This window comes from Algoriphagus aestuariicola (assembly GCF_017254835.1).
Classification (GTDB): domain Bacteria; phylum Bacteroidota; class Bacteroidia; order Cytophagales; family Cyclobacteriaceae; genus Algoriphagus; species Algoriphagus aestuariicola.
The window spans coordinates 59,249-83,669 of the sequence record NZ_JAFKCW010000005.1 but is presented as its reverse complement, the minus strand read 5'-3'; the positions used below and the strand labels follow the sequence as shown (position 1 = coordinate 83,669).

Sequence of the window (24,421 nt, the reverse complement as noted above, 5' to 3'; positions counted from 1 at the left end):
CATTTAAATGGCGTACAAAATCGGTATAAGTCCCACCCCTTTCCCGAGTGTCGTGTATATCCGTTTTGGAGGAAGGGACTTCCGAACCTTTTGCTCTTCAAATTAAATCATTTCGGAATCCAGACCAAGAGCAAAAGGGGGGATTTGGGATTGTGAATCGTTCGACTGGAAATTTGGGATTGCAAATCTCAAATAACGAACTGGCAGGGATAACTTTACCAAAGTTCGGAACTTTGGTAAAGTTCTTATCCGAGTACCGTAGCAATCCCAACCCTTCAAAATCGGCTACTTCTGCGCTTCCTTGTAGATCGCATCCAGAAGGGAACCCTCCTGCTTGGTGTCGTTGCCCAGCTCCCAAAACATGATTCCGCCAATTCCCTTTTCCATCGCATAGCGGGTTTTCAGGGCTACGGAAACCGTGTCGTCGTAAGACAGCATCAGGCTGTCTTTGGCATTGTACATATATGGCGCTTGGGCTTTGTCATCCCAGAACCGTTCAAAGTTGCTGTCAGTCTCATACTTTTCCCGAATGGCATGATAGGCCATCCAGCCAATATGCAAACCTCCACTGAGTTGGTAAAGTCCATTGTTGGTCGGCGGCACGCCTTTCCACACGCGGCCATAGAAAGCGCCGCCGATCACAATTTGCTTGGGATTTACTCCCTTTTCGATCAAAAAATCCACGATCTTTTGGGCGGAGCGAGGGTCAGGATCGAGATTGTCCCCGCTTTTGTAAAGACTGTCAAGATGGGAGTGAAAGGGCGTACCGGCAATTTCCTCGCTCTTCACGTCACCGAGCGGCGTATGGTGCCCAGTGTAGATGGAAACGCCGGAGACCTGGTCATAAGTCATCACATTGGTATAGTCGGCATACTTCATCACCTCCGTGGTCTCGATGAAGTCGTAGTAGCGCTTCCAGCCAGCAGACGCAAAAGTCAGGAGCTTTGGCGACTCAAAGGTATCCAGCATCTCCCGCAGGCCTTTCATCAGCGCGGTGAAGTTTTTAGTGTCCTCGGGACGTGCCATCGTTCCGGCACCAGAAATCCCAGGATACTCCCAATCCATATCCATCCCGTCCAACTGGTAGGTTTCGATGAAGGTCTTCGCACTGGCAATGAACTTGGCCCGGCTTTCCTCGGTCAGCGCCATGTCGGAAAAGCCATCTGCTCCCCAGCCGCCAATGGCGATCATTACCTTCAGGTCAGGATTGCGCTCCTTCTGCTTGACCAAAGCTGCCAGTTTCGCTCCGGCTTCTTCAGGCTTTCGAAAGGTCATCTCCCCGTCCACCAAGTTGGCAAAGGAATAGATGATGTGCGTGAGCTGCTCCACGGGAATCTCCTCGGGCTTATAATCCCGCTCCGGCACGTAATAAGCCATGATTAGGGGTTTGGGGTTGGCGGGCTCGGTTTCCGCCTCTGGGGAATTCCCTGATGGCGAGCAGCTCCAGAGCAGCGCAAGGGCAAAAAGAACAGTGAGGTAGTTGCGATGGATAGACAAAGTAGAATCGATTATAGTTGATTGATATTTTTACTAATTCAAATAGACTTTTATTATTTTTTCAAAAATCTAATCAAGCGAATATTTTTTTCTTGTAAAACCAAAACACCATAAAAGTCATAATTCTTTTGTGAAAGGCTTAGCTTCGTATTCAACCCAACCAAGCCATGCGGATAAGATTAGCCCAAACCGAAGATGCCCCAGCCATCGCGGCCTTGCTTATGCTTGCGACCGGCGAGGTCATCCTTCGTCTGCTCGGAGAGAAAAATCAGACCGAAGCGGAAGCGCTGCTGCTCTATTTTGTCCAAAGGCCAAGCAACCAATACTCCTACGAAAACTGCTACGTGGCCGAAGAAAACGGTGAGATCATCGGAGCCTTGCTGGCCTACGACGGAGCCCAACTGGAAGCGCTTCGAAATCCTGTCTTGAACCACATCCGCGAGCACTTCAACCCGGAGGTAAGCTTGGAAGACGAAACCGAAGCAGGCGAGTTTTACATCGACTCTCTCGGCATTTCGCCAAATCACCAAGGAAAAGGCATTGGCTCTCGACTGCTACAGCATTTGATCCAGGATAAAGTCTTCGAAGAAGGCCATACCCTCGGCTTACTCGTGGACAAAACCAATCCATCAGCCAAAAAACTTTACCTCAAAGTGGGCTTTCAGCCGGTTGGGGAAAAGACACTGCTGGGGATCGAGTTGGAGCATTTGCAGCTGAAAAAACAGTAAACACCATATTGTAGCCTGAGCTACTGTAGTTTTTATTACAATAATTCTTGCTACCAAGCATGGTGCAAACTAACCTGAAGTTGGTTTTTCGCCCAGTTGTCCGTGGCCTGTCTCATCCAGCCGAGCTGGGTTCTCAGCCGGTCGCCGAGGCCGTAGCCCATCCCAAGGTAAGTCCGGTTTCGGTCAAAGAAGCCCACGCTTCGGCCCATCCCAATGTCTTTTTGCCCATTGATGAATAGCTCATTGTACAGCGCCACATACAGGGTGTTTTTCTTGAGCTCCCGGGCATTGAGCGGTACGTTGACAAAGAGATTGTAGCGGTAGCGCGTACGGAAGTCCTGATACTCGACCCATCGCTGCTCATATCGAAAACGGTGCGTGAGTAAAAATCGGCCGCCCACCTTTTGCGGAATCAGGGCCTCTTGATAGATCCGGTTTTCAGTGATCACTTCACCGCCTTCGCCAAAGACTCCTGAGGACACATTTGCATAGCCAAGGGTAAAAGTAATGTTGGCATCCTTTGGCGTATACGTCAATCCAGATCTGAGTAGCAGTTGCTCCTTGTCTCCTCCCATATCCCAGGAACGATATTGGAAATCCCCTTGGACACCCCAAGGGCCCTCCCCGAAACGATGCGTGAAAAAATACATGTACCAAGCTCCCAGCTGATCCTCGTCAAAGGTGGCTTGAGCTGGTGCAAGGTGAGAGTAAATCAATAGAAGAGATAAAGTAATCAGTTTTTTCATCATTTAGGATTGGATAGGGAGCTAGTGATTCGGACCGCAAACTCTCGCTAATATAGAACCGTCGCCCTAAAGGCAAGATCTTTTGCTACTTCGTGACGGGAAGGCGTGCATCCGTGTTTTCCCAAAAGCCCTCCAACTTTGTCTTCAACTGCATCACTATCAGCGGCAGTTGCTTGGCCAAATTAATTTTTTCTTCGGGATCATTGCTGAGGTCAAACAGCTCAGGCTCCTTACCGTCGAAGTAGTAAATCAGCTTGTAGTCACCCGAACGTACCACCGAGTGGGGTGTGACGTCTGGCGCGCGATAGTGGGGAAAGTGCCAGAAAAGATCCCGCTCAAGACTTGGATTTGCTCCTGTCAGCACAGACCAAAGGCTTTCGCCTTCCAACTCAGGTTGATCCGGATTTTCACCAGCCGCCTCCAAGGCTGTGGAAATCCAGTCCATGGAAATCGTTGGGACATCCGAGGTAGTTCCCGCCGGTACCGTCCCGGGCATACTTACAATAGTTGGTACCCGAATCCCCCCCTCGTAGGGATAGCCTTTGTACTCTCTCATGCCGATATTCCAAGTGACGGGATTGGCCTTGTTGCCGATCAGGCCACCATTGTCTGAGGTGAAGATCAGGAGGGTATTTTCTCGGATGCCCTTTTCATCCAGATAGGCCAGAAGTTTTCCGACGTTGGCGTCCAGGTTTTCGATCAGTGCAGCATAGACAGGGTTTCGTTGCTGACCTGGTTTCTTTTGCTTGTACTTTTCGACCAAGTCAACTGGCCCCATGATCGGCGTATGCACTGCGTAAGGAGCCCAATGGACGAAGAAGGGCTGGCGCCTGTGGACTTCCAAAAAACCGATCACCTCGTCCGACTCCCGGTCGGTAAGAAATTCCCCGGGCTTCCTCGGAGGCAGGTTTTTGATCTGGTAAAACTCCCTAGGCTGGGCAGGCAGGTAAGGGTCAAAATAGCTTGGAGGCTGCCCCAAGTCATTCCCACCGACATTGACGTCAAACCCCTGGTTTTCCGGATGCATGCCCTCATCACCCAGATGCCATTTACCCACATGAAGAGTCGTGTAGCCCAAAGACTTGAGCCGCTCGGCTATTGTCTGTTCCTCCAAAGGAAGAAAGCCTTGAATCTTTGGGGTTTTCAGCGGTTTGTCTGCAAACTCTTCATATTCCCCGGGCAAACCCGAAGTGGTCACTCCCTGGAATTTGGCACGAATCCAATCCGTAATCCCAATCCTGGCGGGGTATTTTCCGGTCAACAGAGCTGCCCTGGAAGGTGAGCAAATGTGGGCAGCCGCATAAGACTGGGTGAAGCGCATCCCCTCCGCAGCCAGCCGATCGAGATGGGGAGTTTCATAAAAATCACTGCCAAAGACCCCTAAATCGGTAGCACCCAGATCGTCTACGTGGATGAGGATTATGTTCGGTCTTTCTTGGTTTTGGGAAAATGACTGAGCGCTGAAAACAAGAAGCGTGAGGCAAATCCAAATTCTTTTCATGCCCTTAATTAAAAGAAAAAGTCCGGGATTAGGACTTCAAATCAATACGTGAGACTCTTGAGATAGGCAATGCTCTTTGGCAAAGCCTCTAGTTCGTGATCACTTTCGTCTTCTATAAACATGTGTTTGATGCCTATTTTATTAGCCTCTCTAAGGATCCCTGGGAAGTCCAATTCGCCCTCTCCGAGTGCCACGTCGTTTTCGGGGCCGGTTAGTCCACTCATGTCTTTGGGTGCGCCTTTTCTGAAATCCTTCAGATGCAATGACACCCAGCGGTTTCCATACTTCTTTAACAAGGCAACGGGATCACCTCCTCCAAAATGCGTCCACATCACGTCCATTTGCAGAGAAACATATCGAGGATCTGTATTTTCGACCAAGTAATCGAAGAGCGTCCCATCCCCATATGGCTGGAACTCATAGCCGTGCACATGGTACTTGAACGTAATCCCGTTTTCCTTCAACACTTTTCCTCCTTCGTTGAAAGCTTTAATCGCACGATCCGCATCTTCTTTGGAAAACGCTCCGCGTTTGTGGGGTATCCAAGCACACATGACATAACTCGCCCCCAGAGCTTTTGCCCGATCGGCTACCGCTTGGGGATCTGACTCCAACAGTTCAAATCCGGTACCGGTAGATGGAATTGAAATCCCTCTATCATTGAGCATTTTCTTGAAGTCCTCTGGAGAAACTCCCTGCGGCGCACCTCCTTCAAACTCGGTAAATCCCAGCTTTTGAATAATATCCAAAGTAGGCTCCACTCCATTTTTCCAATGGTTTCTAAAGGTGTAGGAAGCAATCCCAAGCGGCACTTGTAACATGGGATCCCCTTTCTTTTGGGAAAATGTTTCTGTGGGACAGAAGATCCAAGCGAGAGCGAGGACTAAAAGCGTAAAGTTCTTTTTCATAGGTTATTTTTTACAAAGCCGACGAACCATAGTCCGCTGGCGAGGAAATCATTTTAAGTCTTAGTGATTCGATCAGAGCTTTGAGGATTGAGGTTCTCAGTCAGTAGCAGTGAACAGTCGACGGTTGACATCTACAGATTCGATTTGTTCAACTCCTCCACCGCATGATTTGCGGCTCGGGCAGTTAAGGTCATAAAGGTCAGCGTAGGATTCTGGGTACTGCCGCTGGTCATACAAGCCCCATCCGTGACGAAGACGTTCTTGCAGTGGTGAAGCTGATTATACTTGTTGAGTAAGGAAGTCTTTGGATCATGCCCCATGCGAACGCCGCCCATCTCATGGATATCGGAGCCCGGGGGAGAACCCCTGTCGACGACATTGATGTTTTTGAAACCCATTCGCTCATACATTTCGCTTTGCTGCTGGACGAAATCAGCCGTCATCTTGTCGTCGTTGTCTTTCCATTCCACCGACATGATGAGCTTGGGTATTCCATATTTGTCTTTTTCATCGGGAGAAAGTCGGATATGGTTGGACTCCTCAGGTACCATTTCCCCCTGCATCCAGGCAGACATGCTCCAAAGTCCGTATTTGGGATTGAGCAAATGATCACGTAAAGCATCCCCAATTAGATCAACGTTGCCTTCCAACTGCCGACCTGCAAACATCCCAATGGCATAGCCTCTCAGAAAATCCGTGTCTTGCCTATAAACATTCCTAAATCTCGGCACATAGGCATGTCCTGGGTTTCGTCCGTCGTTGAATTTGTCCAAAAATCCTTCAAAAGTAGCGTTTCCGCTTCCGCGATAATTGTGGCAGGTGATGAATTTGCCCATCAACCCGTTGTCATTGCCGAGTCCATTTGGAAAGCGGGAAGACTTGGAATTAAGCAAAATAGCATTGGAATTCAAGGTCGACGCATTGAGGAAAATTACTTTGGCATAAAACTCAATCGCTTCTTTGGTATGGCGATCGATGATCCTTACGCCAACCGCTTTTCCTTTTTGCTCATCATAAATCACCGACTCAACCACCGAATCCGGCCGTAGAGTTAGGTTCCCCGTTTTTTCTGCCCAAGGTAAGGTTGAAGCGTTGGCCGAAAAATAGCCTCCGTAGATGCACCCTCTATTGCACATGTTCTGACTCATGCACCGACTTCGCCCCTGTTGGCGGTGAATCTCTTGGGGATCGGTCAGGTGGGCACAACGTGCTTGGATCAAATACCGGTCTCCATACAATTCCTTCAGTTGCTCGGCATAGTATTTTTCTACGCAACTCAACTCAAAACCAGGCTGCACCACCTGATCCGGCAATACATCCAAACCGTCCTTGCTGCCAGCGAATCCCACAAAAGTCTCCACGTAAGTGTACCAAGGCTCTATGTCTTTGTAGCGGATCGGCCAATCAACGGCAAAACCATCCCTAGCCGGCCCGTCAAAATCAAAGTCCGACCAACGCTGAGTGCTCCTCGCCCACAACAGGGATTTGCCTCCAACATGATACCCTCGAAACCAGCGAAAGGGCTTTTCCTCGATATAGGGTTGCTCATCCTGCGCCAAAGTCCAGTGCATGGTTTCTTCACGCTGCCAATTTGCTCCGCCAATACCGGAACGTTTTTCGATAGGCACAACTCCTCGAAACTCAAATTCCCAAGGAGCCTTGGAAGCGGTTGGATAGTCCTCGATATGGCGAACCATCCTGCCTCGTTCGAGCACTAGTGTTTTGAGCCCCTTCTCACATAGCTCCTTGGCGGCCCAGCCGCCTGATGCTCCCGAGCCAATGACGATGGCATCGTAGGTTCGCTTTTCTTTTGAATTTTGTAGCATGGCGTTTGGGTTTAGAGTCTATCGGCAGGTACATCCGCACATCCTTTGTAGTAGCCCGGCGCGATTTGATAATGCCGGTACTCGACCATCACCTCTTTGACCGTGGTAAAACCCATAATGGTATTGGAGCGCATCAGGTCAAAAAACTCTTTATCTTCTTCATCCTCCGAGGACTTGAGCGCGAGAAGCGTTTGTTCCCTTTCCTCTTGGGAAAGATCCAAAAAACCTGCTTCGTCCAGAGCTTTCAACTTTGTTTTGATCAAATCCTGATCCTCCTTTTCGTAGCATTTTTCGAAAAGCTTGATCAGAAACTGATCCGTCCCCGTGCTGATTGCTCCTATAGGTTTGGCATCTGGTATGGGTAAAATCGGGGGATGGCCCTCCGGAATAAAGGTATCTGCGATCGCCATGATCATCTGCTCCTCTTCGAAGCTGAAAAAGCCTTTGTGACTCAGTCGATCCAGAATCTGCCATTTCCACTCCAACAGGGCAAGGCCCGCGATTCCGGCCACGGATCCACCGATGACCTTAAGGGATTTTCTTCTATTCATACTTTTGGCATTTTGGGCAAACACTGAAAGACAATATAGATTTTTTTGAAAAAAGGCGATGAAAAATTGGCACAGTATTACACCTGCGGAATTTAACTCGACTTTATCTACCGATCCGAATAGTTAAAGGAAAGGCCTATAGAAAGATAGTAGCGAATGACACGGTCCTCAGAATTGCTGGATATCCCCAGCGTGATGGGGCCGAGGATGGAGGCATAGCTCACATCAGCACCAAAGCCCAGATAATAATCGTCCTGAAAGATCTTGTTGGGCCAGTCCGCTTCGTCGAACGGATATTGCTGACTGTATCCCATCCAATTGACCCCAGCCCGAAAATAGACCTTGTGGACTGGCACGTACTGGAAATCCGCTCCGATCTTCAGGAAATTAGGCGTCTGGACCTCGGCATAGTTTAATCCCCAAAATGGATTGTCGTCAAATCGGACGTTTTGGTATCCCCCGACATAGAAGTCCTGGAAGATCTTGTCCCCCTCTTCCTGGGAAATCACCATACCAGCGGCCACCGAGGGTTTAAACTGTAGCTTTGGACTTATTGGGAAAAACTTAGAATACCGCCCATAGATCACCCCATGACTATCTGGTGTAAGGCCTTCGACCAGGTCTTGAATGACCGAAACAGGCACCTCCACAGGGATTCCTTCCACATCGAGTGTGACCGAATCGATCCCTGACACCAGATTGACGCCAATCCACTGCTTCATGTTGAGCACCGTCTCGATCAGCCCTTCGGCCCCTTTGGTTGGATAGTTTCGGTCGTTCTGTGAGTTTCTATAATAGCGAAATCGTAGGCCGAGGGAGCGTTGATAGGCATTCTTTAGATCGTCTGAGATGAAATTGCCAAATCGGTACTTGGCCTTGATATTTTCGAACACCGACCCAAAGGAAACGGACTCTTTCAGGGAGGAAGTTGAGATCATCTGCGCCTCCACACGTGTGTTTTTGGAAATGAAGATATTGTCCTCCTTCCCATCCATGTAGGTTGGAATTTGTTGGTTAAGGTAGTTGGTTCGGAAGTTGAACGCATACTTCTTGTTGCCGCCGACATATTTGTAGTAGTCAAACCTGAATTTTGGATTCTGACTGATATCGCCAATGAAAACGGTTCGAGAGGATTTGCCTATTAAGTCACGTGCAGTGTAATTCAAGACAATTCCTGCAGAAAACTGATGGTCATAGTGAAAGGAAGTATAAAGCAACTGTTTCGGCTTTTCCTTTACCCGGATCAGGAGGGAAAAATGCTGCCAATCACCCCGGACCAGGCTGTAATCGACTTTGTAAAATCCATTCATTCCAAATACCCGGTTGATCCCATCTTGAATATCCTCACGAGAGACTTCTTTGCCTGGATCTATGGCCAGCTTTGAAAGTATCAGTGACGTGGGGAAAATACGGTTGCCACTCACTTCTATCCTGTCAAAGGAAATGGGAGACCCCTCCAAACCAATACCTGGGGAAGGTACCGAAATCCCCAAACTGTCGGCAAGATGCTTGAACTGGGGGTAAAACGCTTCCCCGGTCTTGTCACCGATTTTCAAGATTGCATCAAAATCCCCAAAACTCGCTGTACCATACGGCCCCAAGTCCGGCTTGATATAGATATCTGTCTGCGCGATATTTTCCCCGGTGACGCCGAGCGAAGCTGCCATGGAAAGTTGCATCAGGATGGCCCCAAAGCCATCCAGCTTGTCCGCGGCCAAAAAGTCCTCGTCGCTGACATTGACGCCGATCACGAAGTCCGCGCCCATTGCTCGTACCACATCGACCGGGAAATTGTTGACCACGCCTCCATCCACGACCATGGTGCTGTCGAGATTGAACGCGGTAAATGCGGTGGGGATGGCGATACTGGACCGAATGGCATCGTGTAGATATCCCTTGTCAAAAATGATGGGTTTTCCGGTACTGATATCCGTGGCGATACACCGAAAAGGAATCGGAAAGTCATCAAAAGACTCATATTGCCTAGCTGGCCAAGTGTAGTAGTGAAGCGTTTCGGAAAGTACCTGTCCTTCAATCAGGCCCGAAGGAAGACTGATCTTGCCTTGCCTCATTGGGAGCTCGAGCAGGTATCTGTTGTAATATTCCTTTTCCTCAAAAGCGATTTTTTCAAAGCCCACACGATTGGAAATAATCAGCTCCCAGTCTATGGATCGGATGATCTTTTCGAGCTCATCCGCATTGTAACCCAAGGCATACAAGCCTCCCACTACCGATCCCATACTCGTGCCGACTATGTAGTCAGGGTGTATGCCTGCCTTTTCCATAGACCGGATCACGCCGACGTGAGCCATGCCTTTGGCTCCTCCTCCGCTCAACACGAGCCCGATCTTGGGAAGCGGAGCAAAGCTCGTATCTTGAAATGAAAAAGAAGAATGCGCCCAAAACAATGAAATCAGGGCAATGCAAAAGTGCTTGGAGAAAGAATTCATTTTCTGCAACGTATATGCTAAATACTCGACTGCACCATCAAAATACAATAAGCCTTTTTCTGAAGACCAAACGAAATTCACACTTCAGCTCCTCCCATCGTCTGACCGCTGTGGCGGAGATCTTCAGGCTAAAATGTGGAATTCAGACATTGCTGATCCCCTCTCCAAGCTAGGGTTTACTTTCTGTAATCCAAGGGTGGTTTTCGATCTCCCACCAAGGCTTCGTAAGAAAATCCCTCTCCCCTTCTTCTATTCAATTCCTCCAGGGCTTTCTCGGTCACAGAGGGATCTTTGAAAATATCCATCGCAGTGAGGGTAAGCGTTTTTGCAGCGACCATCATTCCTTTTTGGCCTATGCTCATACCTCCAGCCGCCACAGCTTGCCAAGTATGGGCAGAGGTACCAGGCACCCAAGTAGCCGCGCCAAGACCTACAGTCGGCACTAGCCAGCTAATATCGCCCACATCCGTAGATCCCCCACCGCCTTCTTCAGAAACCACAAAGGGAGCGATTTTGGTGGCGTCATCGGGACTTACCTTTACACCCACAGGATAGGTTTTGATAATTTCCTCGGCAAAGACCCTTTCCTCTGGAGTATAGTTGATCCCTCCTACCTGCTCCAGGTTCTTGTGCATGATCCTAGCCAGCGTTTCGTTGGGCAGGAGGTTATATACTCCATTGATCACCTCATATTCCATCCGGGTTTGGGTACCCAAAGCCGCACCCTCCGCAGCCTTGACCATCCTTGCAAAAATCTCCTTCACCACCAAAGCGTCCGGGTGGCGGACGTAGTGATAGGATTCTGCAAAGGCGGGCACCACGTTTGGTGCTTCACCACCGCGGGTGATCACGTAATGCATTCTGGTCTGCATGGGCACATGTTCCCGCATCAGGTTCACCATAAAATTCATTGCCTCCACAGCGTCCAAAGCAGATTTGCCCCGTTCGGGAGCTGCAGCGGCATGGGATGCTTCACCATAAAATCGAAATTTGGTAGAAATGTTTGCCAACGAGGAGGTTGCGCCCGCAGCATTTTGGGAACTTGGGTGCCAGTGAAGCATGACGTCCACATCAGCGATCAGTCCAGCGCGCGCCATGTAGACTTTGCCCCCTCCCCCTTCCTCGGCTGGGGTTCCGTACACACGGATAGTACCTGCGATTTTATTTTCTTTCATCCAGTCCATCACCGATATTCCGGCAGCGACAGAGGCAGCCCCAAAAAGATGGTGTCCACAGGCATGGCCCGCACCGTCTACCACGACAGGGTCTCGAAAAGGAACCGCTTTCTGTGATACTCCTGGCAGCGCATCAAATTCCGCCATGATGCCGATTACGGGTTTGCCGGATCCATATTCCGCCACAAAGGCCGTCGGGATGTCCGCGACGCCGGCGGTAACCTTAAATCCAGCGTCGCTTAAGGTCTTTTGCAAAAGCGCTGAGCTGTTGGTTTCAAGGTATCCCAGTTCCGGATTATTCCAGATCTGCTTGGCGATATCGCCATAAAACTCCGCTCTGGAATCGAGCTTTTTCAGCACCTCATCCTGTGCAAAGAGCGGCGAAAACGAAAGCACGAAGAGGGATTGTAGTAAGTACTTTTTCATGTAAGGTTGGTTTTTGAGGCAAAATACAAATTGTACCGAAATGAAAAATGCAGGAAATGCCAATTGGGAGAAGCCTTTGAAATTTGGCCAATGACACCTATTCAAGAAAAAGTTACATTTTTCAAACAATGAAAAACATTTTGTAAGACATTAATTCCCAATACATAAGATTATGCCTAAATTTTAAGGAACCAATTTTAAAATGCCAATGAAAAAAATCCTCAAAGTCGCAGCGTACCTGCTCGGCATCCTAGTCCTGCTAGTGATCGGAGCTTTCGCTTTTTTGCAGCTAGGTTTCCCGAAAGTCGACCCACCCCAAGAAATCAGCATTGATTATTCCCAGGAACGCATTGAGCGCGGTTCCTATCTCGCCAACCACGTCACAGTCTGCATGGACTGTCATTCGACTAGGGATTTTTCCCAGTTTTCAGGTCCTCCGATGCCGGGCACCCTAGGCGCTGGAGGAGACCGGTTTGACCATGAAATGGGCCTACCTGGTGTATTTTTCGCCAAAAACATCACACCGCATGGCATATCGGACTATACCGATGGGGAACTCTTCCGTTTAATCACAACCGGAGTGACCAACGATGGCAGGCCCATGTTCCCCCTGATGCCTTATTCCTACTATGGCAGAATGGATCCTGAGGATATTTATGACATCATCGCCTATATTCGTTCCTTGCCTTCGGTACAGACAGAAATCCCGGACTCCAAGGCCGACTTCCCAGTCAGTCTGATTCTGCGGACCATGCCTAAAAACGCAGAGATGACCTCCAAACCCTCTCCGACCGACCAAGTCGCCTACGGGGCATATTTGGTAAATGCCTCCGGCTGTATCGAATGCCACACCCAATTGAGTCCCCAAGGTGTAATCCTTCCAGACGTGGCTTTTGCCGGAGGCAGGGTGTTTCCCTTTCCGGATGGAAGCATCGTCACTTCTGCCAACATTACGCAATGCCCTGATACAGGAATTGGCGCATGGGATGAAGGGGCATTTGTAGCCAGATTCAAACAGTATACGGATTCCGGCTACGTCAATCCCAAGGTTGGGCCAGGCGAATTCAACACCATCATGCCTTGGACCATGTATGCCGGGATGAAGGAAGAAGACCTCAAGGCCATCTACGCCTATCTGAAGACTATCCAGCCAATCAAAAACGAGGTGGTCAAATTTACAGCCTCCAGCAAATAAGATTACCTAAGAATCAGATGCACATCGGCCCCACCTTTTGTGGGGTCGTTTGTTTTTTTATGGCGCAAGACAAGCCAAACCCTGCTGCTATGTGCCGTCTTGGGCAATCGCAGCTGGAGCTTTTCCATTTCGCTTGATTCCTTTCCTGCCTTTTTCTGCCTAGTTTAGTCCCCTGAAGTGATTTTAGCCAAATCCTGTAAAAATGCGTCAGTCCGTCCTCCTTCTATTTACTCTTTTTGCCTTCTCTTGTAGTCCCAAGGGGACTTTCCGTATCATCGACAAACCCATAACTTGGAACGAACAAAGAGAACAACTCTCCCTTCAATACTTGAAAGACCGACATGGACTGGAGCAAAGTGCCGCGACGATCGAACCGCAAATGGTCGTGGTGCATTGGACGGCCATTGACAATATTGAAGTGACATTTGATGTGTTTGACCCTCCGCTGTTAGGAGGCAGGGCTGACCTGACCGGTGCCAGCAACCTGAACGTCTCGAGCCAGTTTCTCATCGACCGGGATGGGACGATTTTTAGGCTACTCCCGGATACCACCTTCGCTCGGCACACAATTGGCTTAAACTACCTCGCCATCGGCGTCGAAAACATCGGCAGCGATGACATGCCGCTGACCAAAGCCCAACTCAAAGCCAATGAACAACTCGTCCGATATCTGAAGAGAAAATATCCCATCGACTATGTGATCGGGCACCACGAGTACCAAAACTTCCAGACCACCGAACTTTGGAAGGAAGCCGATCCAAACTATCGGACCGTGAAGACGGACCCGGGAGACAAATTCATGAACCAACTGCGAAAAAATCTTGAAGACCTCAACCTCAAACCAGTACCCAAGCTTTAATTCCCCTATGCGTTTCCAACCCCAGTTTCCCGTTTGGATCATTTGCTTACTTCTATTTTTCGCTTCCTGTAAATCCCAAAAATCCTCAACGACCCAAAAACCTCCGGTAACGCCGCCTACGAGTACCACCAAGCCCACTACAACACCCACAGCCCAAACCGGACCAAAAACCTCCGAAACTCTTCCCCCAAAAGTCTCCCAGCCGGCCGTGGCGCTGAAACCTCTCAGCTATCAAATGCCGGACATACCCCGTGAGTTTCGCGGAGTTTGGATTGCCACCGTCGCCAATATCGATTGGCCCATCTCTCCAACCGACTCATGGGAGAAGCAAAAGGCCGAATTCGCTGCCCTGCTGGATTACTACAAAAACCACAATTTCAACGCAGTGATCGTCCAGGTGAGAACCGCAGGGGATGCCTTTTACCCGAGTAACCTCGCCCCATGGTCCAAGTACCTCACGGGGAAACAGGGAAAGGCTCCCGCTACCTCGGAAAATCCCCTGACCTGGATGATCAAAGAGGCTCACGACCGCGGACTGGAATTCCATGCCTGGCTCAACCCCTATCGCGCCACGATGACCCTCGATACGAGCGAACTTAGCCCCGAGCACGACTTTCACAAACACCGAAACTGGATGCTGAAGTACGGCAGCAAATGGTACTATGACCCAGGATTGCCGGAAGTGAAGCAGCATCTTTTGGCCGTGATCTCCGAAATCGTGGACAATTATGACGTGGATGCCATACACTTTGACGACTATTTCTACCCCTATCGCGAACCCAAGCTCGAGTTTCCGGACAAAGCATCCTATGCCAAATACAAGAAGCCGGGACAGTCTGTCGATGACTGGAGAAGACAAAACGTCAATGACCTGATCTTCGCCCTCAACCAGACGATCAAAAATCGAAAACCCTGGGTGCAGTTTGGGATATCTCCTTTTGGGGTGTGGAGAAACCAGAGCAAAGACCCTAAAGGCTCCCCCACCCAAGCCGGTCAGACCAACTACGACGATCTCTATGCAGATGTCCTGCTCTGGATGAAAAATGGATGGGTGGACTACATGCTACCCCAGCTCTATTGGAGCATGGAGCACAAGCTGGCCTCCTATCGCAAACTCGCCGACTGGTGGTCCAACAACAGCTATAACACCAACGTCTACATCGGCAACGGTCCCTACAAGGTCCGTGACGACTCCGATGCCGCCTGGACAAATCCCAACGAGCTCAATACTCAGGTCAACTATACCCGAACATTGCCCCAGATCCATGGAAATGCCTTTTTCTCAGCCAAGTCCATGTATCAAAAAAACCGGGACATAGCGGATCTGCTCCAAAAGGAAGTCTACAACGAACCTACGCTCCCCCCTTCTTTTGAACCCAAAACCCCATCGCTCATCGATACGCCTGTGGTTTTTGACGTGAAGACTAACGCTGAAAAAACCCAAATCAGTCTGGAAAAGCCTATCGATCCGGCAATCCGCTATGCGATGGTACAGGGAGGTAACGACCTCAGCACCCTCCATGACGCAAGAATCCACACCGCTTGGGTGGGTGGCTCAAGAGTGCGTTATTTAGAAGTTCCTAGTCTGAACACCGACTATCTGGCAATCCGATGGATAGACCACTATGGCCGTATCGTCCAAACCCAGGTATTCCAAACACCGAAAACCAGCCGCCTATGAAAGACATGCTCGTCCGCTTGACGGAGCTTCCAGAGATTTCCGATTTGGAAAAAAAACTGCTGGAAAAGGAGAAAATCGTATTCCGGCGGGCGATTACTCCCGAAAAAATCCTGGTGGCGGAATGGGTCATGGAGCAGTTTGGGCAATACTGGAAGTCAGAGGTAGAAGTGGCTTTTTCACGGCAACCCGTCTCCTGCTGGATAGCCCAGCGTGGCAATCAAATTTTGGGCTTCGCAGCTTATGAAAGCACAGCGCGTAACTTTTTTGGCCCCACGGGCACCTTGGAAACCGAACGGGGCAAAGGGATTGGGAAAGTCCTCCTGATCAAATCGCTCGAATCGCTTCGGGAAATGGGCTATGCCTACGCCATAATCGGCGGCGTCGGTCCGGCTGAATTCTATGAAAAAACCGTCAACGCGAAAGTCATTGAAGGCTCAGAAACAAGCATCTACCAAAACCTACTCAGAAAAAAATGACCCAAAACAAGTCCAAAAGCCCCTGGTTTTGGGTTCCATCCCTGTATCTGACCGAGTCTCTGCCCTACGTCGTGATCATCACCGTCTCGGTAATCATGTACAAAAACCTGGGAATCTCCAACGCCGACATCGGACTTTACACCTCCTTTCTCTATCTCCCGTGGGTGATTAAACCTCTCTGGAGCCCAGTTTTGGAGCTTTTCGGTAACAAAAAACAGTGGTTTCTCAGCATGCAGCTGATCTTGTCATTGGTCTTCCTCGGCGTGGGATTGACCACGGGACTGGATCAGTATTTCACCATTACGCTTGCCTTTTTCTGGATGGGAGCTTTTGCTTCCGCGACCAATGATATTGCTTCGGATGGACTCTACCTGATCGCCTTGAAACCCGACCAGCAAAGTTTCTTCGTCGGGGTAAGGAGTACTTTTTACCGAGTGGGGATGATCACGGGACAGGGTCTGATTGTGATCTTGGCTGGATATCTGGAGGAAACCTTTGGCAATCCTAATCAAGCTTGGTCCTGGACCATGATCGGAGTCGCAGGACTGATGCTGATTTTAACCGGCCTGAACTATCTCGCTACGCCAAAGGTCATTGAAGAACGTGTAAAAAAGGAAGATGAACCCAGCTTTGGGAAGGTGTTCTCGACCTTCTTTACCAAGAAAAACATCGGTCTTTCCCTAGGTTTTGTCCTGCTCTACCGCTTGGGAGAATCCCAGTTGGTGAAGATGGCCTCACCTTTCTTCCTCGATACCCGTGAAGCGGGAGGCCTTGGCCTAAGTACCACAGAAGTAGGCTTTATCTACGGAACCTTGGGGGTGATTGCCCTCTTGGCCGGAGGAATTCTGGGTGGAATTGCCATTTCCCGGGATGGTCTCGGGCGCTGGATGATGCCCATGGCTATCGCGATCAATGCGCCGAATCTTGGCTATATCCTGCTTTCCTGGCAACAACCAGAAAGTCTCAGCTTTGCAATGACCGCGGTGGTGATCGAGCAGTTTGGCTATGGCTTCGGCTTCGCTGCCTACATGATTTTCCTGATCTTCTTGGCAGAAGGAGCTTTCAAAACCGCCCACTATGCCTTGGCAACAGGCTTTATGGCGATGGGCATGATGCTGCCGGGAATGCTGAGCGGCTATATGCAGGAATGGCTTGGCTATCCCGGCTTCTTTGTCTGGGTAGTGATGGCGACGATTCCCGGTTTCCTGATGGCCTATTTGGCAAAGTATCCGAAGGAATTTGGAAAGAAATCAGAAAGCTGAAATTTGAAGGCTGAAAACGGAAAACAAGATCAATGACCATATAGCACCAAGCGTAGTTCGGATAGGGCCGGTGGGAGGATTTGCCAGCGAGCCAGCGTTCGACCCTCTGCGGTTGGAGTCCCGCTAGCTAAGCGGAACTGCATCTTGTCCTTTTCGTTCTTTTGGGACAAGCCAAAAGAACATAGAAGAAGAGGCTAAAAAACAACTTCTATCCTGATAACTCTGCGGAAGGCTCGGCCGAATAAAAAGACCAATTACTCAATACCCCATGAACAAATCTCAAAAAATCGCCCAATGCTTCTCCCCCGCCGCATTCATCCACGACACGGAGGAAAACTATCAGGAAATCGAAAAACTGATCCGGGAGGAAGAAATCGGAGGGTTGACCTTTTTTCACAGCAGACATTCCGCCGCGGCCAACTTTGAGAAAAGAGCGGAAGTACTGGACGTCTCGGGGACGTTTGAGAAATTGATCGGCCTCATCAACCGCTACCAGAGCATTTCCAAAATCCCCCTGTTGATCAGCATCGACGGGGAATATGGACTGGCTATGCGCATCGAGAAGACTCCCCAATATCCCTTTGCAATCACTTTGGGTGCCCTAAAAGAGGATGCGGAAAAATGGGTGGAAGAGGTAGGTTACCGCATGGGAATGGACATGAAGCGCTCCGGAATTCACCTGAATCTGGCACCCTGCGCCGATGTGAATACCAATCCCAATAACCCGGTGATTGGCTATCGCTCTTTTGGAAATCAGGCCGAACAGGTGGCCAAGCTTTCTTTTGCAGCTTATTCCGGGATGAAAAAAGCCGGAATCGGAGCTTGCTTGAAGCATTTCCCGGGGCATGGGGATACGGCGGTTGACTCGCATTTGGGTTTGCCTATTCTGAACAAAACCAAAGCTCAACTCGAAGCCGAAGAGCTTCTCCCCTTCCAATACGGCATCGATCGAGGCGTGGAAATGATCATGGTAGGGCATTTGGCGGTACCGGCCCTGACTGGAGGAAAGGAAATCCCTGCCAGCATCAGCCGGGAACTGATCACAAATCTGCTCAAGGGCGAAATGGGTTTCACAGGCCTAGTAATCTCCGATGCCCTGAACATGAAAGCCGTCGCCAAGCACTTCCCAGAACCCGGCATGCTGGAATGGGAAGCTTTCCATGCTGGGAATGATATCCTTTGCTTCTCAGATCACGTGCGGGAGGGAATCCAAAAAATCTCCGAAAATGCCAGCGATGAAGAAGTGGATACGGTCTATGAAAAGGTGATGGATCTGAAAAAGCGTTTGGGTGTACTTGAAATTCAACCGATTGAAGTGCCAACTTTCGACTGGGAAAGCCATTCTAAACTCCAAAGCCAACTGGCGGAAAAGTATGTTTCGGTGATTTCCGGCAAACTGGACTTAGAAGGAATCCAACTACTGAGAGCAGCTGGCAAGCTGGGCTATCAAGAGTTCTTCACTCCAACTGCTAGCACTTTTTCCAAGCAACTTGGACTTGACACGACCACCATTTCTGAGGCTGAAAAAGTCATACTGGCCGTATTCGTACCCAGCCATAAGCCACTAAACCAATTCGGGATGGATCTCGAAACTCTAGCCGAAATCCAAAGGCTTGCCCAAAGCAAGCCCTGCATCCTGGTTCATTTCGGAAATCCACTGGCCCTAAAGTATCTGGGAAATCTGGAAAATGTTGAGGCGGTGATCTGCGCCTATCAGGGATTTGAGGAGGTGCAGCAGGTGGTGGTAAAAACCCTCCAAGGGCTCTGAGTCCCTTGGAAGGGGTTAGTGATCTTAGCCAGATTTCTTTTTTTTAAAGCCGACTTTTTAGAGAACCCTCCAAGGGATTTAAAACCCTTGGAGGGTAGGTTGAATCCTCTGGCACTAAAGCATCTGGGAAATTTGGAAGATTTCGAAGCGGTGATCTGTGGGTATCAAGGATTTGAGGAGGTGCAAGAATTATACATCCAATTACTTAAGCAACACCCAAACAATTGAAAAAAATATTCGTGTTAAAAGAATTTAAACAACATATTTGTTGTCCAAACCTCTTACATTAACAGAAAAAAGAAAATGCGGCTAGAATTTCAACACAACGGAAGCTTAAAGCCTGGCATTCACAAGCTTACATTCGAAGAATTCGAAGAGGATTTTGGGTTTAATCCTCATAGAAAAGCATTAATTGTGGGCTTGAAAATCGGAATTGAAGAATTAAGAGAATGCGGATGCACTAAGATTTACATTGATGGAAGCTTTACAACTCGAAAGGAAACCCCAACTGACTTTGATGCTTGTTGGGACGTACTCGGCGTTGATCTACCAAAATTAAAAACAAAATTCCCAACTATGCTTGATTTTTCGAATCATCGAGAAAACCAAAAAAAAAGGTATAAAGGAGAATTTTTCCCAGCTCAGGCATCAGCATCACCTTACAACATTTATTTAGATTTCTTTCAAAAAGATCGTGACGGAAACAAAAAAGGAATTATTGAAATAACCCTAAATTAGCTATGATTAAGAGCGACAGACAACTAGCCATAACCAAGAGAAATAGAGACAATTTCTTAGAAGCAATAGAACTTTTGAAATCAAACGAAGACAAAAATCTATTGAACCAAATAATGTTTGACTCTTTAACAAGTCAAATTGAAACCTTAAATAAAGAAATAAAAGAATATGAGGAATTAAAAAAAATAAAATCTAGAATCTTATTTTCAGAAATAAAGAATTTACCTGAAATACTAGTAAAAGCTAGAATAATTAAGGGAATTTCTCAAGAAGATTTAGCAAAAAAAATAGGATTAAAAGCACAACAAATCCAACGTTATGAATCAAATAATTACGAAGGTGCCAATTTCAATAGGATACTAGAGGTTTCAAGAACTTTAGACATAACATTTGACAAAACAAAAATAACTCTTAACACAGAAACTATTCCACTCAGTGAATATACAGATAAATTCATAATAGAAGCCACAAAGAAGTTAAGAAATAAAAAAGCCCTTCTAACTGTTATTCAATCATGAAAACAATAACATTTTATTCGTACAAGGGTGGAGTTGGAAGATCTCTTGCTCTTGTCAACATTGCTACAAGACTTTCAGAATTTGGAAAAAAGGTTTGTGTTATTGATTTTGATCTCGAAGCTCCAGGACTACATTTAAAATTCCCAATACCTAAATCAATTTATACAAACAAAAAAGGAATAGTTGATTTTGTATACGAGTATTCAAACAAAGGAATATTAGTAAAATCAATTAAAGATTATTCTATAGAAGTACAAGTTTCGAAAACTGGAAAGTCATTATCCTTAATCCCTGCTGGGGATGTTGAGTCAACAGCATACTGGAAAAAGCTTTCATCAATAAATTGGCACGAACTAATTTATGAGAATAATAATGGTCTTGCTTTTTTGTTATTCATAAAAGATATAATCAAAAAAGAAATAAAACCGGACTTTCTACTAATTGATTCTAGGACTGGCATTTCAGAAATGTCTGGAATAACATTATCATTACTTGCTGATGAGGTTGTTATCGTTGCAGCAAATAATAGAGAAAATTTAAGCGGGGCAAAAAAAATAATTCAATCACTGAATGACAAAGAAAACAATATTTTTGAGAAATCTCCAAAAATTAACTTTGTTCTGAGCAGAATACCATTTACAGAAAAACCTGAGGATAAAGCTAAAGAAAGTATATTGATCAACAAAATCAAAAGAGAATATTTAACCCCTTATTTATCAGAAATCAATATTATTCATTCTGATCGCGAATTAGAGGAGTATGAAAGAGTAAAAATAGGCTACGAGAAAGATGACTCAAATACACAAATTTCAATAGATTATCTAAAATTGTTTGAAAAATTAACAGAAAATGATCTTTCTCCAAATGAAATCCGAAGATTTAACAATATTAGAGAATCTGAAAAATTAGTATCAATTGCGAACAACACTGAAAACCCACTCCAGAAAATAGACTATATATCAAAAGCAATTGAACTAAATAAAACAAATATTGAATTATACATTTATAAAGCAAACATTCTGTTTGAGCTAAAAGATTTCAAAAAATCATTAGAAGTAATTGAAAAGGGTCTTGCATTAGATCAAAACAACAATTCCGCGCTAAATACATACATTGATAATTTGATCGAATTAAAGGATTATCAAAAAGCGTCTAAGGAAATAGATAGATATATTGAAATCCGACCGAATGATCTAGCTCCCCTAATATTAAAAATAATTCTTTTAACAAGAACAAAAAATTATATTGAAGCTGAAAAGGTGTGTTCCTTGATGATTGAGATGAATCCTGAATATAGCTATGGTTTTTCTTGCAGAGCTAATTCCAAAAGGCTTTTAAAAAACTTTGACTCTGCATTTGAAGATATTTATAAAGCATTAGAACTTGATTCAGAAAACCTACAAGCGGTTGCGACTCTAGCAGAAATCTATGCAGAACTTGGAAAATTGAATGAATTTTTCATTCATTTCGAAAGCCTTCTAAAATCAAATGCTGATTACGCACAAAAAGCTGTAAATGATGAAGAAATCTATCAAACTCTAAAAGAAAATGAAAGGTTTTTAGGGTTATTATCAAAATATGGGATATATCTTGATAAACATAATTGAAAAAATTATTTATTATAATTTTTGATTCAATTGAATTTATTGCCAAAAGGTGAGAATAGTCTCGACTCCACTTAGCTAATGCGTTTATAGCTTGTTAAGAGATGGGAGGAAAACGAAAGTACACCGAAAAAAGTCCAAGTGGAATTAAAGAAAATTTACCTGCCGGCAGAATTCCATATCCCCATTAAAACAATAGGTATCTTGAATCAATACAAAGAAAACTAATATAGATACCTCAAAATTTGACATTGAAGGTACCTCGATGATGAGGAAATGGTTCAGGAATACCTGAATACCGTACTCGAAGAAGGAAATCCCCAAGAAATCATCGTTGCGCTTGGGCATGTGGCAAAGGCGATAGGAATGTCCCGCATGGCTGAACAAACTGGTCTCAGCCGGCCATGCCTTTACAAAGCGCTCTCCCCAGACTCCAAACCCTCCCCGCGTAGATTCCATCTACGCTTTTCTATTTTTTAGGAATATGCAATTCTTCCCCCTGCTCAAACTAGCTGAAGATCAATACACCTACCCTCCAAATTAACTATCTTGGGTTAGCAATTCTCCAAAGCCCTATCCCATGAAAACCCTGCTTCGAACGCTTTTTGCCTTTTTACTCCTTAATTTTCTAGGTTGTTCACCCCAAGAAGCCAAAAACGACACTAGCTCCCAAGAAGAAAAAACCTGGTGGAAAGAAGGTGTTTTGTACCAAATCTATCCCCAGAGTTTTAAGGATACCGATGGGGACGGCTATGGGGATTTCAAGGGAGTAATCGAAAAATTGGATTATCTGGGAAGTCTGGGAATTACCATGGTTTGGATGAATCCATTTTTTGAATCCCCCATGGTAGACAATGGCTACGATGTGAGTGACTACCGGGCGATTCATCCGAGGTATGGTTCGATGGAAGATTTTCAGGCCATGCTGGATGGAATGCATGCTCGTGGAATCAAATTCGTGTTGGATGTGGTGGTGAACCACAGTAGTGACCAGCACGATTGGTTTTTGCAATCCCGAAGCTCCAGAGACAATCCGTATCGGAACTATTACCACTGGTGGCCGGCAGAAAAGGGAACTCCACCCTATCGCCACAGTTTATTTGATCCAGAAGGGGCTTGGGAATATGACTCCCTCACCAATGCCTACTATCTCCATACGTTTGCAGAACAGCAGCCCGACTTGAATTGGGAAAATCCCAAAGTCCGCCAAGAAGTGTACGACATCATGAAATTTTGGGCTGAAAAAGGAGTGGATGGATTTCGGATGGATGCTTTTCAGTTTGCCAGCAAGGATACTACCTGGCCGGAATTCCCCGAGGGACATGAAGAGGACTTTATCAAATGGTATGGAATGAGGCCACAGCTTCATGAATATTTGAAAGAGATGTACGCGGAAGTAATCGAGCCTTTCGGAGTTTTTGCCGTAGCGGAGGGTGCAGGAAGCACATTTCTGGATGCCCATGATTTGGTAGATGCAGATCGAAAGGAACTTCAAATGGCCTATCACTTTGAGACGGTGGACCTATCCCGAACTCCAGAAGGATACGAATTGGAAGATTTCAAAAATGTCTTTTCCAAATGGGACAGTGCCTTTGCAGAAAAGGGATGGATTTCCATTTTCCTGTCCAATCATGACAATTCCAGATTGGTCAACCGCTTTGCCAATCCTTCACCCGAATTCAGAACCCCCTCTACGCAGTTGATCAATACGTTCCTGATGAGTATGCGTGGAACCCCATTTACTTATTATGGTGACGAAATCGGCATGACCAATATCGACATGCCTACCATCGAAGAATATGTGGATGTAGAGGCACTAGGCAAATACCAAACGGCAAAAGCATCCGGACAGGATTTAGAGGAATTTATGCGGATTCTGAATTACAGCTCCCGCGAAAATGGACGGACCCCGATGCAATGGGACAGTACCCCGCAGGCGGGATTTACCACAGGCACCCCTTGGATGAAAGTGAATGAGAACTACGTGGAAATCAATGTAGCGGCACAGGAAGAAGATCCGAACAGCATTTTAAATCACTTCCGTAAAATGGTTCAGGTGCGAAAAGAAAACCCAGCGCTGGTCTATGGCAAATACGAATTGGTTCAGAAAGAGCATCCGGAAATCTATGCCTTTACCCGAACAGGAGAAGGCCAAAACTTGATGGTGGTGTTGAACTTTTCCCAAAACCCCAGCTCCATTGAATTGGAAACGCTTCCAACTGATGCTTCGGTGATTATCAATAATTACAGCACTTTGGATGTCAATGGCAATACCTTGAATTTGAAACCCTATCAGGCTTTGATTTTTTCGGTGGATCAGTAAAACCGATTAACCCATTCGGTTTTTTGTGGATGGCGCAGAATTTTGTCTCAAAATCTTTGGTCTAAAAGGGGGGATAAATCCGACAATGGAGTTCTAAATCCGATTCTATCCTATTTTCATACTAACGAAACCCTAGTCTTTAGTCCTTCCAATTTGGTGGATAAACTTCCCACCACCTATTTCAGTTTG

At 46.8% G+C, this 24,421-nt stretch carries 20 protein-coding genes; 12 read left to right on the top strand and 8 right to left on the bottom strand.

Annotation, left to right across the window (positions count from 1 at the left end; genetic code table 11):
• Positions 1-285 precede the first annotated feature (285 nt).
• A complete protein-coding gene (locus tag J0A67_RS19660) occupies positions 286-1,497 on the bottom strand; it encodes a glycoside hydrolase family 18 protein (protein WP_241265269.1) in 1,212 nt (403 codons plus the stop codon).
• Between the two features lie 167 nt (positions 1,498-1,664).
• On the opposite strand from J0A67_RS19660, the gene J0A67_RS19655 reads away from it, so the two are divergent.
• Positions 1,665-2,225: a GNAT family N-acetyltransferase gene (locus J0A67_RS19655; protein ID WP_206571101.1), complete on the top strand. Its 561-nt coding sequence runs from the start codon at positions 1,665-1,667 to the stop codon at positions 2,223-2,225.
• 50 nt (positions 2,226-2,275) lie between these two features.
• Here J0A67_RS19655 and J0A67_RS19650 read toward each other — a convergent pair whose 3' ends face one another.
• The 7 genes from J0A67_RS19650 to J0A67_RS19620 all read right to left on the bottom strand — a co-directional run bounded on the left by J0A67_RS19650 (position 2,276) and on the right by J0A67_RS19620 (position 11,808).
• Positions 2,276-2,971 carry a DUF2490 domain-containing protein gene (locus J0A67_RS19650; RefSeq protein ID WP_241265268.1) on the bottom strand — a complete coding sequence of 232 codons (696 nt, stop codon included), beginning with the start codon at positions 2,969-2,971 and terminating at the stop codon, positions 2,276-2,278.
• A gap of 85 nt (positions 2,972-3,056) precedes the next feature.
• Positions 3,057-4,472 carry a sulfatase gene (locus tag J0A67_RS19645; protein WP_206571099.1) on the bottom strand — a complete coding sequence of 472 codons (1,416 nt, stop codon included), beginning with the start codon at positions 4,470-4,472 and terminating at the stop codon, positions 3,057-3,059.
• A 41-nt stretch (positions 4,473-4,513) separates the two neighbouring features.
• Positions 4,514-5,380 carry a sugar phosphate isomerase/epimerase family protein gene (locus J0A67_RS19640; RefSeq protein ID WP_206571098.1) on the bottom strand — a complete coding sequence of 289 codons (867 nt, stop codon included), beginning with the start codon at positions 5,378-5,380 and terminating at the stop codon, positions 4,514-4,516.
• A gap of 131 nt (positions 5,381-5,511) precedes the next feature.
• A complete protein-coding gene (locus J0A67_RS19635) occupies positions 5,512-7,206 on the bottom strand; it encodes a GMC oxidoreductase (RefSeq protein WP_206571097.1) in 1,695 nt (564 codons plus the stop codon).
• An 11-nt stretch (positions 7,207-7,217) separates the two neighbouring features.
• Positions 7,218-7,757: a gluconate 2-dehydrogenase subunit 3 family protein gene (locus J0A67_RS19630; RefSeq protein WP_206571096.1), complete on the bottom strand. Its 540-nt coding sequence runs from the start codon at positions 7,755-7,757 to the stop codon at positions 7,218-7,220.
• Between the two features lie 107 nt (positions 7,758-7,864).
• Positions 7,865-10,207 carry a patatin-like phospholipase family protein gene (locus J0A67_RS19625; protein WP_206571095.1) on the bottom strand — a complete coding sequence of 781 codons (2,343 nt, stop codon included), beginning with the start codon at positions 10,205-10,207 and terminating at the stop codon, positions 7,865-7,867.
• A 176-nt stretch (positions 10,208-10,383) separates the two neighbouring features.
• Positions 10,384-11,808 (bottom strand): amidohydrolase, encoded by a 1,425-nt coding sequence (locus J0A67_RS19620; RefSeq protein WP_206571094.1) that lies wholly within the window; start codon positions 11,806-11,808, stop codon positions 10,384-10,386.
• A 208-nt stretch (positions 11,809-12,016) separates the two neighbouring features.
• Between J0A67_RS19620 and J0A67_RS19615 the strand changes: the two genes are divergently transcribed.
• The 11 genes from J0A67_RS19615 (at position 12,017) to J0A67_RS19565 (ending at position 24,232) form a co-directional block, all read left to right on the top strand.
• Positions 12,017-13,003: a c-type cytochrome gene (locus tag J0A67_RS19615; RefSeq protein ID WP_206571093.1), complete on the top strand. Its 987-nt coding sequence runs from the start codon at positions 12,017-12,019 to the stop codon at positions 13,001-13,003.
• A gap of 202 nt (positions 13,004-13,205) precedes the next feature.
• Positions 13,206-13,862, top strand: coding sequence for an N-acetylmuramoyl-L-alanine amidase (locus tag J0A67_RS19610; protein ID WP_206571092.1), 657 nt, complete (start codon positions 13,206-13,208; stop codon positions 13,860-13,862).
• 235 nt (positions 13,863-14,097) lie between these two features.
• Positions 14,098-15,543 (top strand): glycoside hydrolase family 10-like protein, encoded by a 1,446-nt coding sequence (locus J0A67_RS19605; protein ID WP_241265267.1) that lies wholly within the window; start codon positions 14,098-14,100, stop codon positions 15,541-15,543.
• A complete protein-coding gene (locus J0A67_RS19600; protein WP_206571090.1) occupies positions 15,540-16,019 on the top strand; it encodes a GNAT family N-acetyltransferase in 480 nt (159 codons plus the stop codon). Before J0A67_RS19605 ends, J0A67_RS19600 begins: the two co-directional genes overlap by 4 nt.
• The gene (locus tag J0A67_RS19595; RefSeq protein WP_206571089.1) at positions 16,016-17,281 is read left to right on the top strand and encodes an MFS transporter; all 1,266 of its coding nucleotides are present in this window, start codon (positions 16,016-16,018) and stop codon (positions 17,279-17,281) included. Before J0A67_RS19600 ends, J0A67_RS19595 begins: the two co-directional genes overlap by 4 nt.
• A gap of 268 nt (positions 17,282-17,549) precedes the next feature.
• Positions 17,550-19,049, top strand: coding sequence for a glycoside hydrolase family 3 protein (locus J0A67_RS19590; RefSeq protein WP_206571088.1), 1,500 nt, complete (start codon positions 17,550-17,552; stop codon positions 19,047-19,049).
• Positions 19,050-19,352: 303 nt separating this feature from the next.
• A complete protein-coding gene (locus tag J0A67_RS19585; RefSeq protein ID WP_206571087.1) occupies positions 19,353-19,787 on the top strand; it encodes a DUF6932 family protein in 435 nt (144 codons plus the stop codon).
• 2 nt (positions 19,788-19,789) lie between these two features.
• The gene (locus J0A67_RS19580; RefSeq protein WP_206571086.1) at positions 19,790-20,305 is read left to right on the top strand and encodes a helix-turn-helix domain-containing protein; all 516 of its coding nucleotides are present in this window, start codon (positions 19,790-19,792) and stop codon (positions 20,303-20,305) included.
• A complete protein-coding gene (locus J0A67_RS19575; RefSeq protein WP_206571085.1) occupies positions 20,302-21,912 on the top strand; it encodes a KGGVGR-motif variant AAA ATPase in 1,611 nt (536 codons plus the stop codon). The genes J0A67_RS19580 and J0A67_RS19575 overlap by 4 nt, the downstream gene beginning before the upstream one ends.
• A 273-nt stretch (positions 21,913-22,185) precedes the next feature.
• Positions 22,186-22,389 carry an addiction module antidote protein gene (locus J0A67_RS19570; protein ID WP_241265266.1) on the top strand — a complete coding sequence of 68 codons (204 nt, stop codon included), beginning with the start codon at positions 22,186-22,188 and terminating at the stop codon, positions 22,387-22,389.
• A 100-nt stretch (positions 22,390-22,489) separates the two neighbouring features.
• Positions 22,490-24,232, top strand: a complete 1,743-nt coding sequence (locus tag J0A67_RS19565) for a glycoside hydrolase family 13 protein (protein ID WP_206571084.1) — start codon at positions 22,490-22,492, stop codon at positions 24,230-24,232.
• Positions 24,233-24,421: the final 189 nt, after the last annotated feature.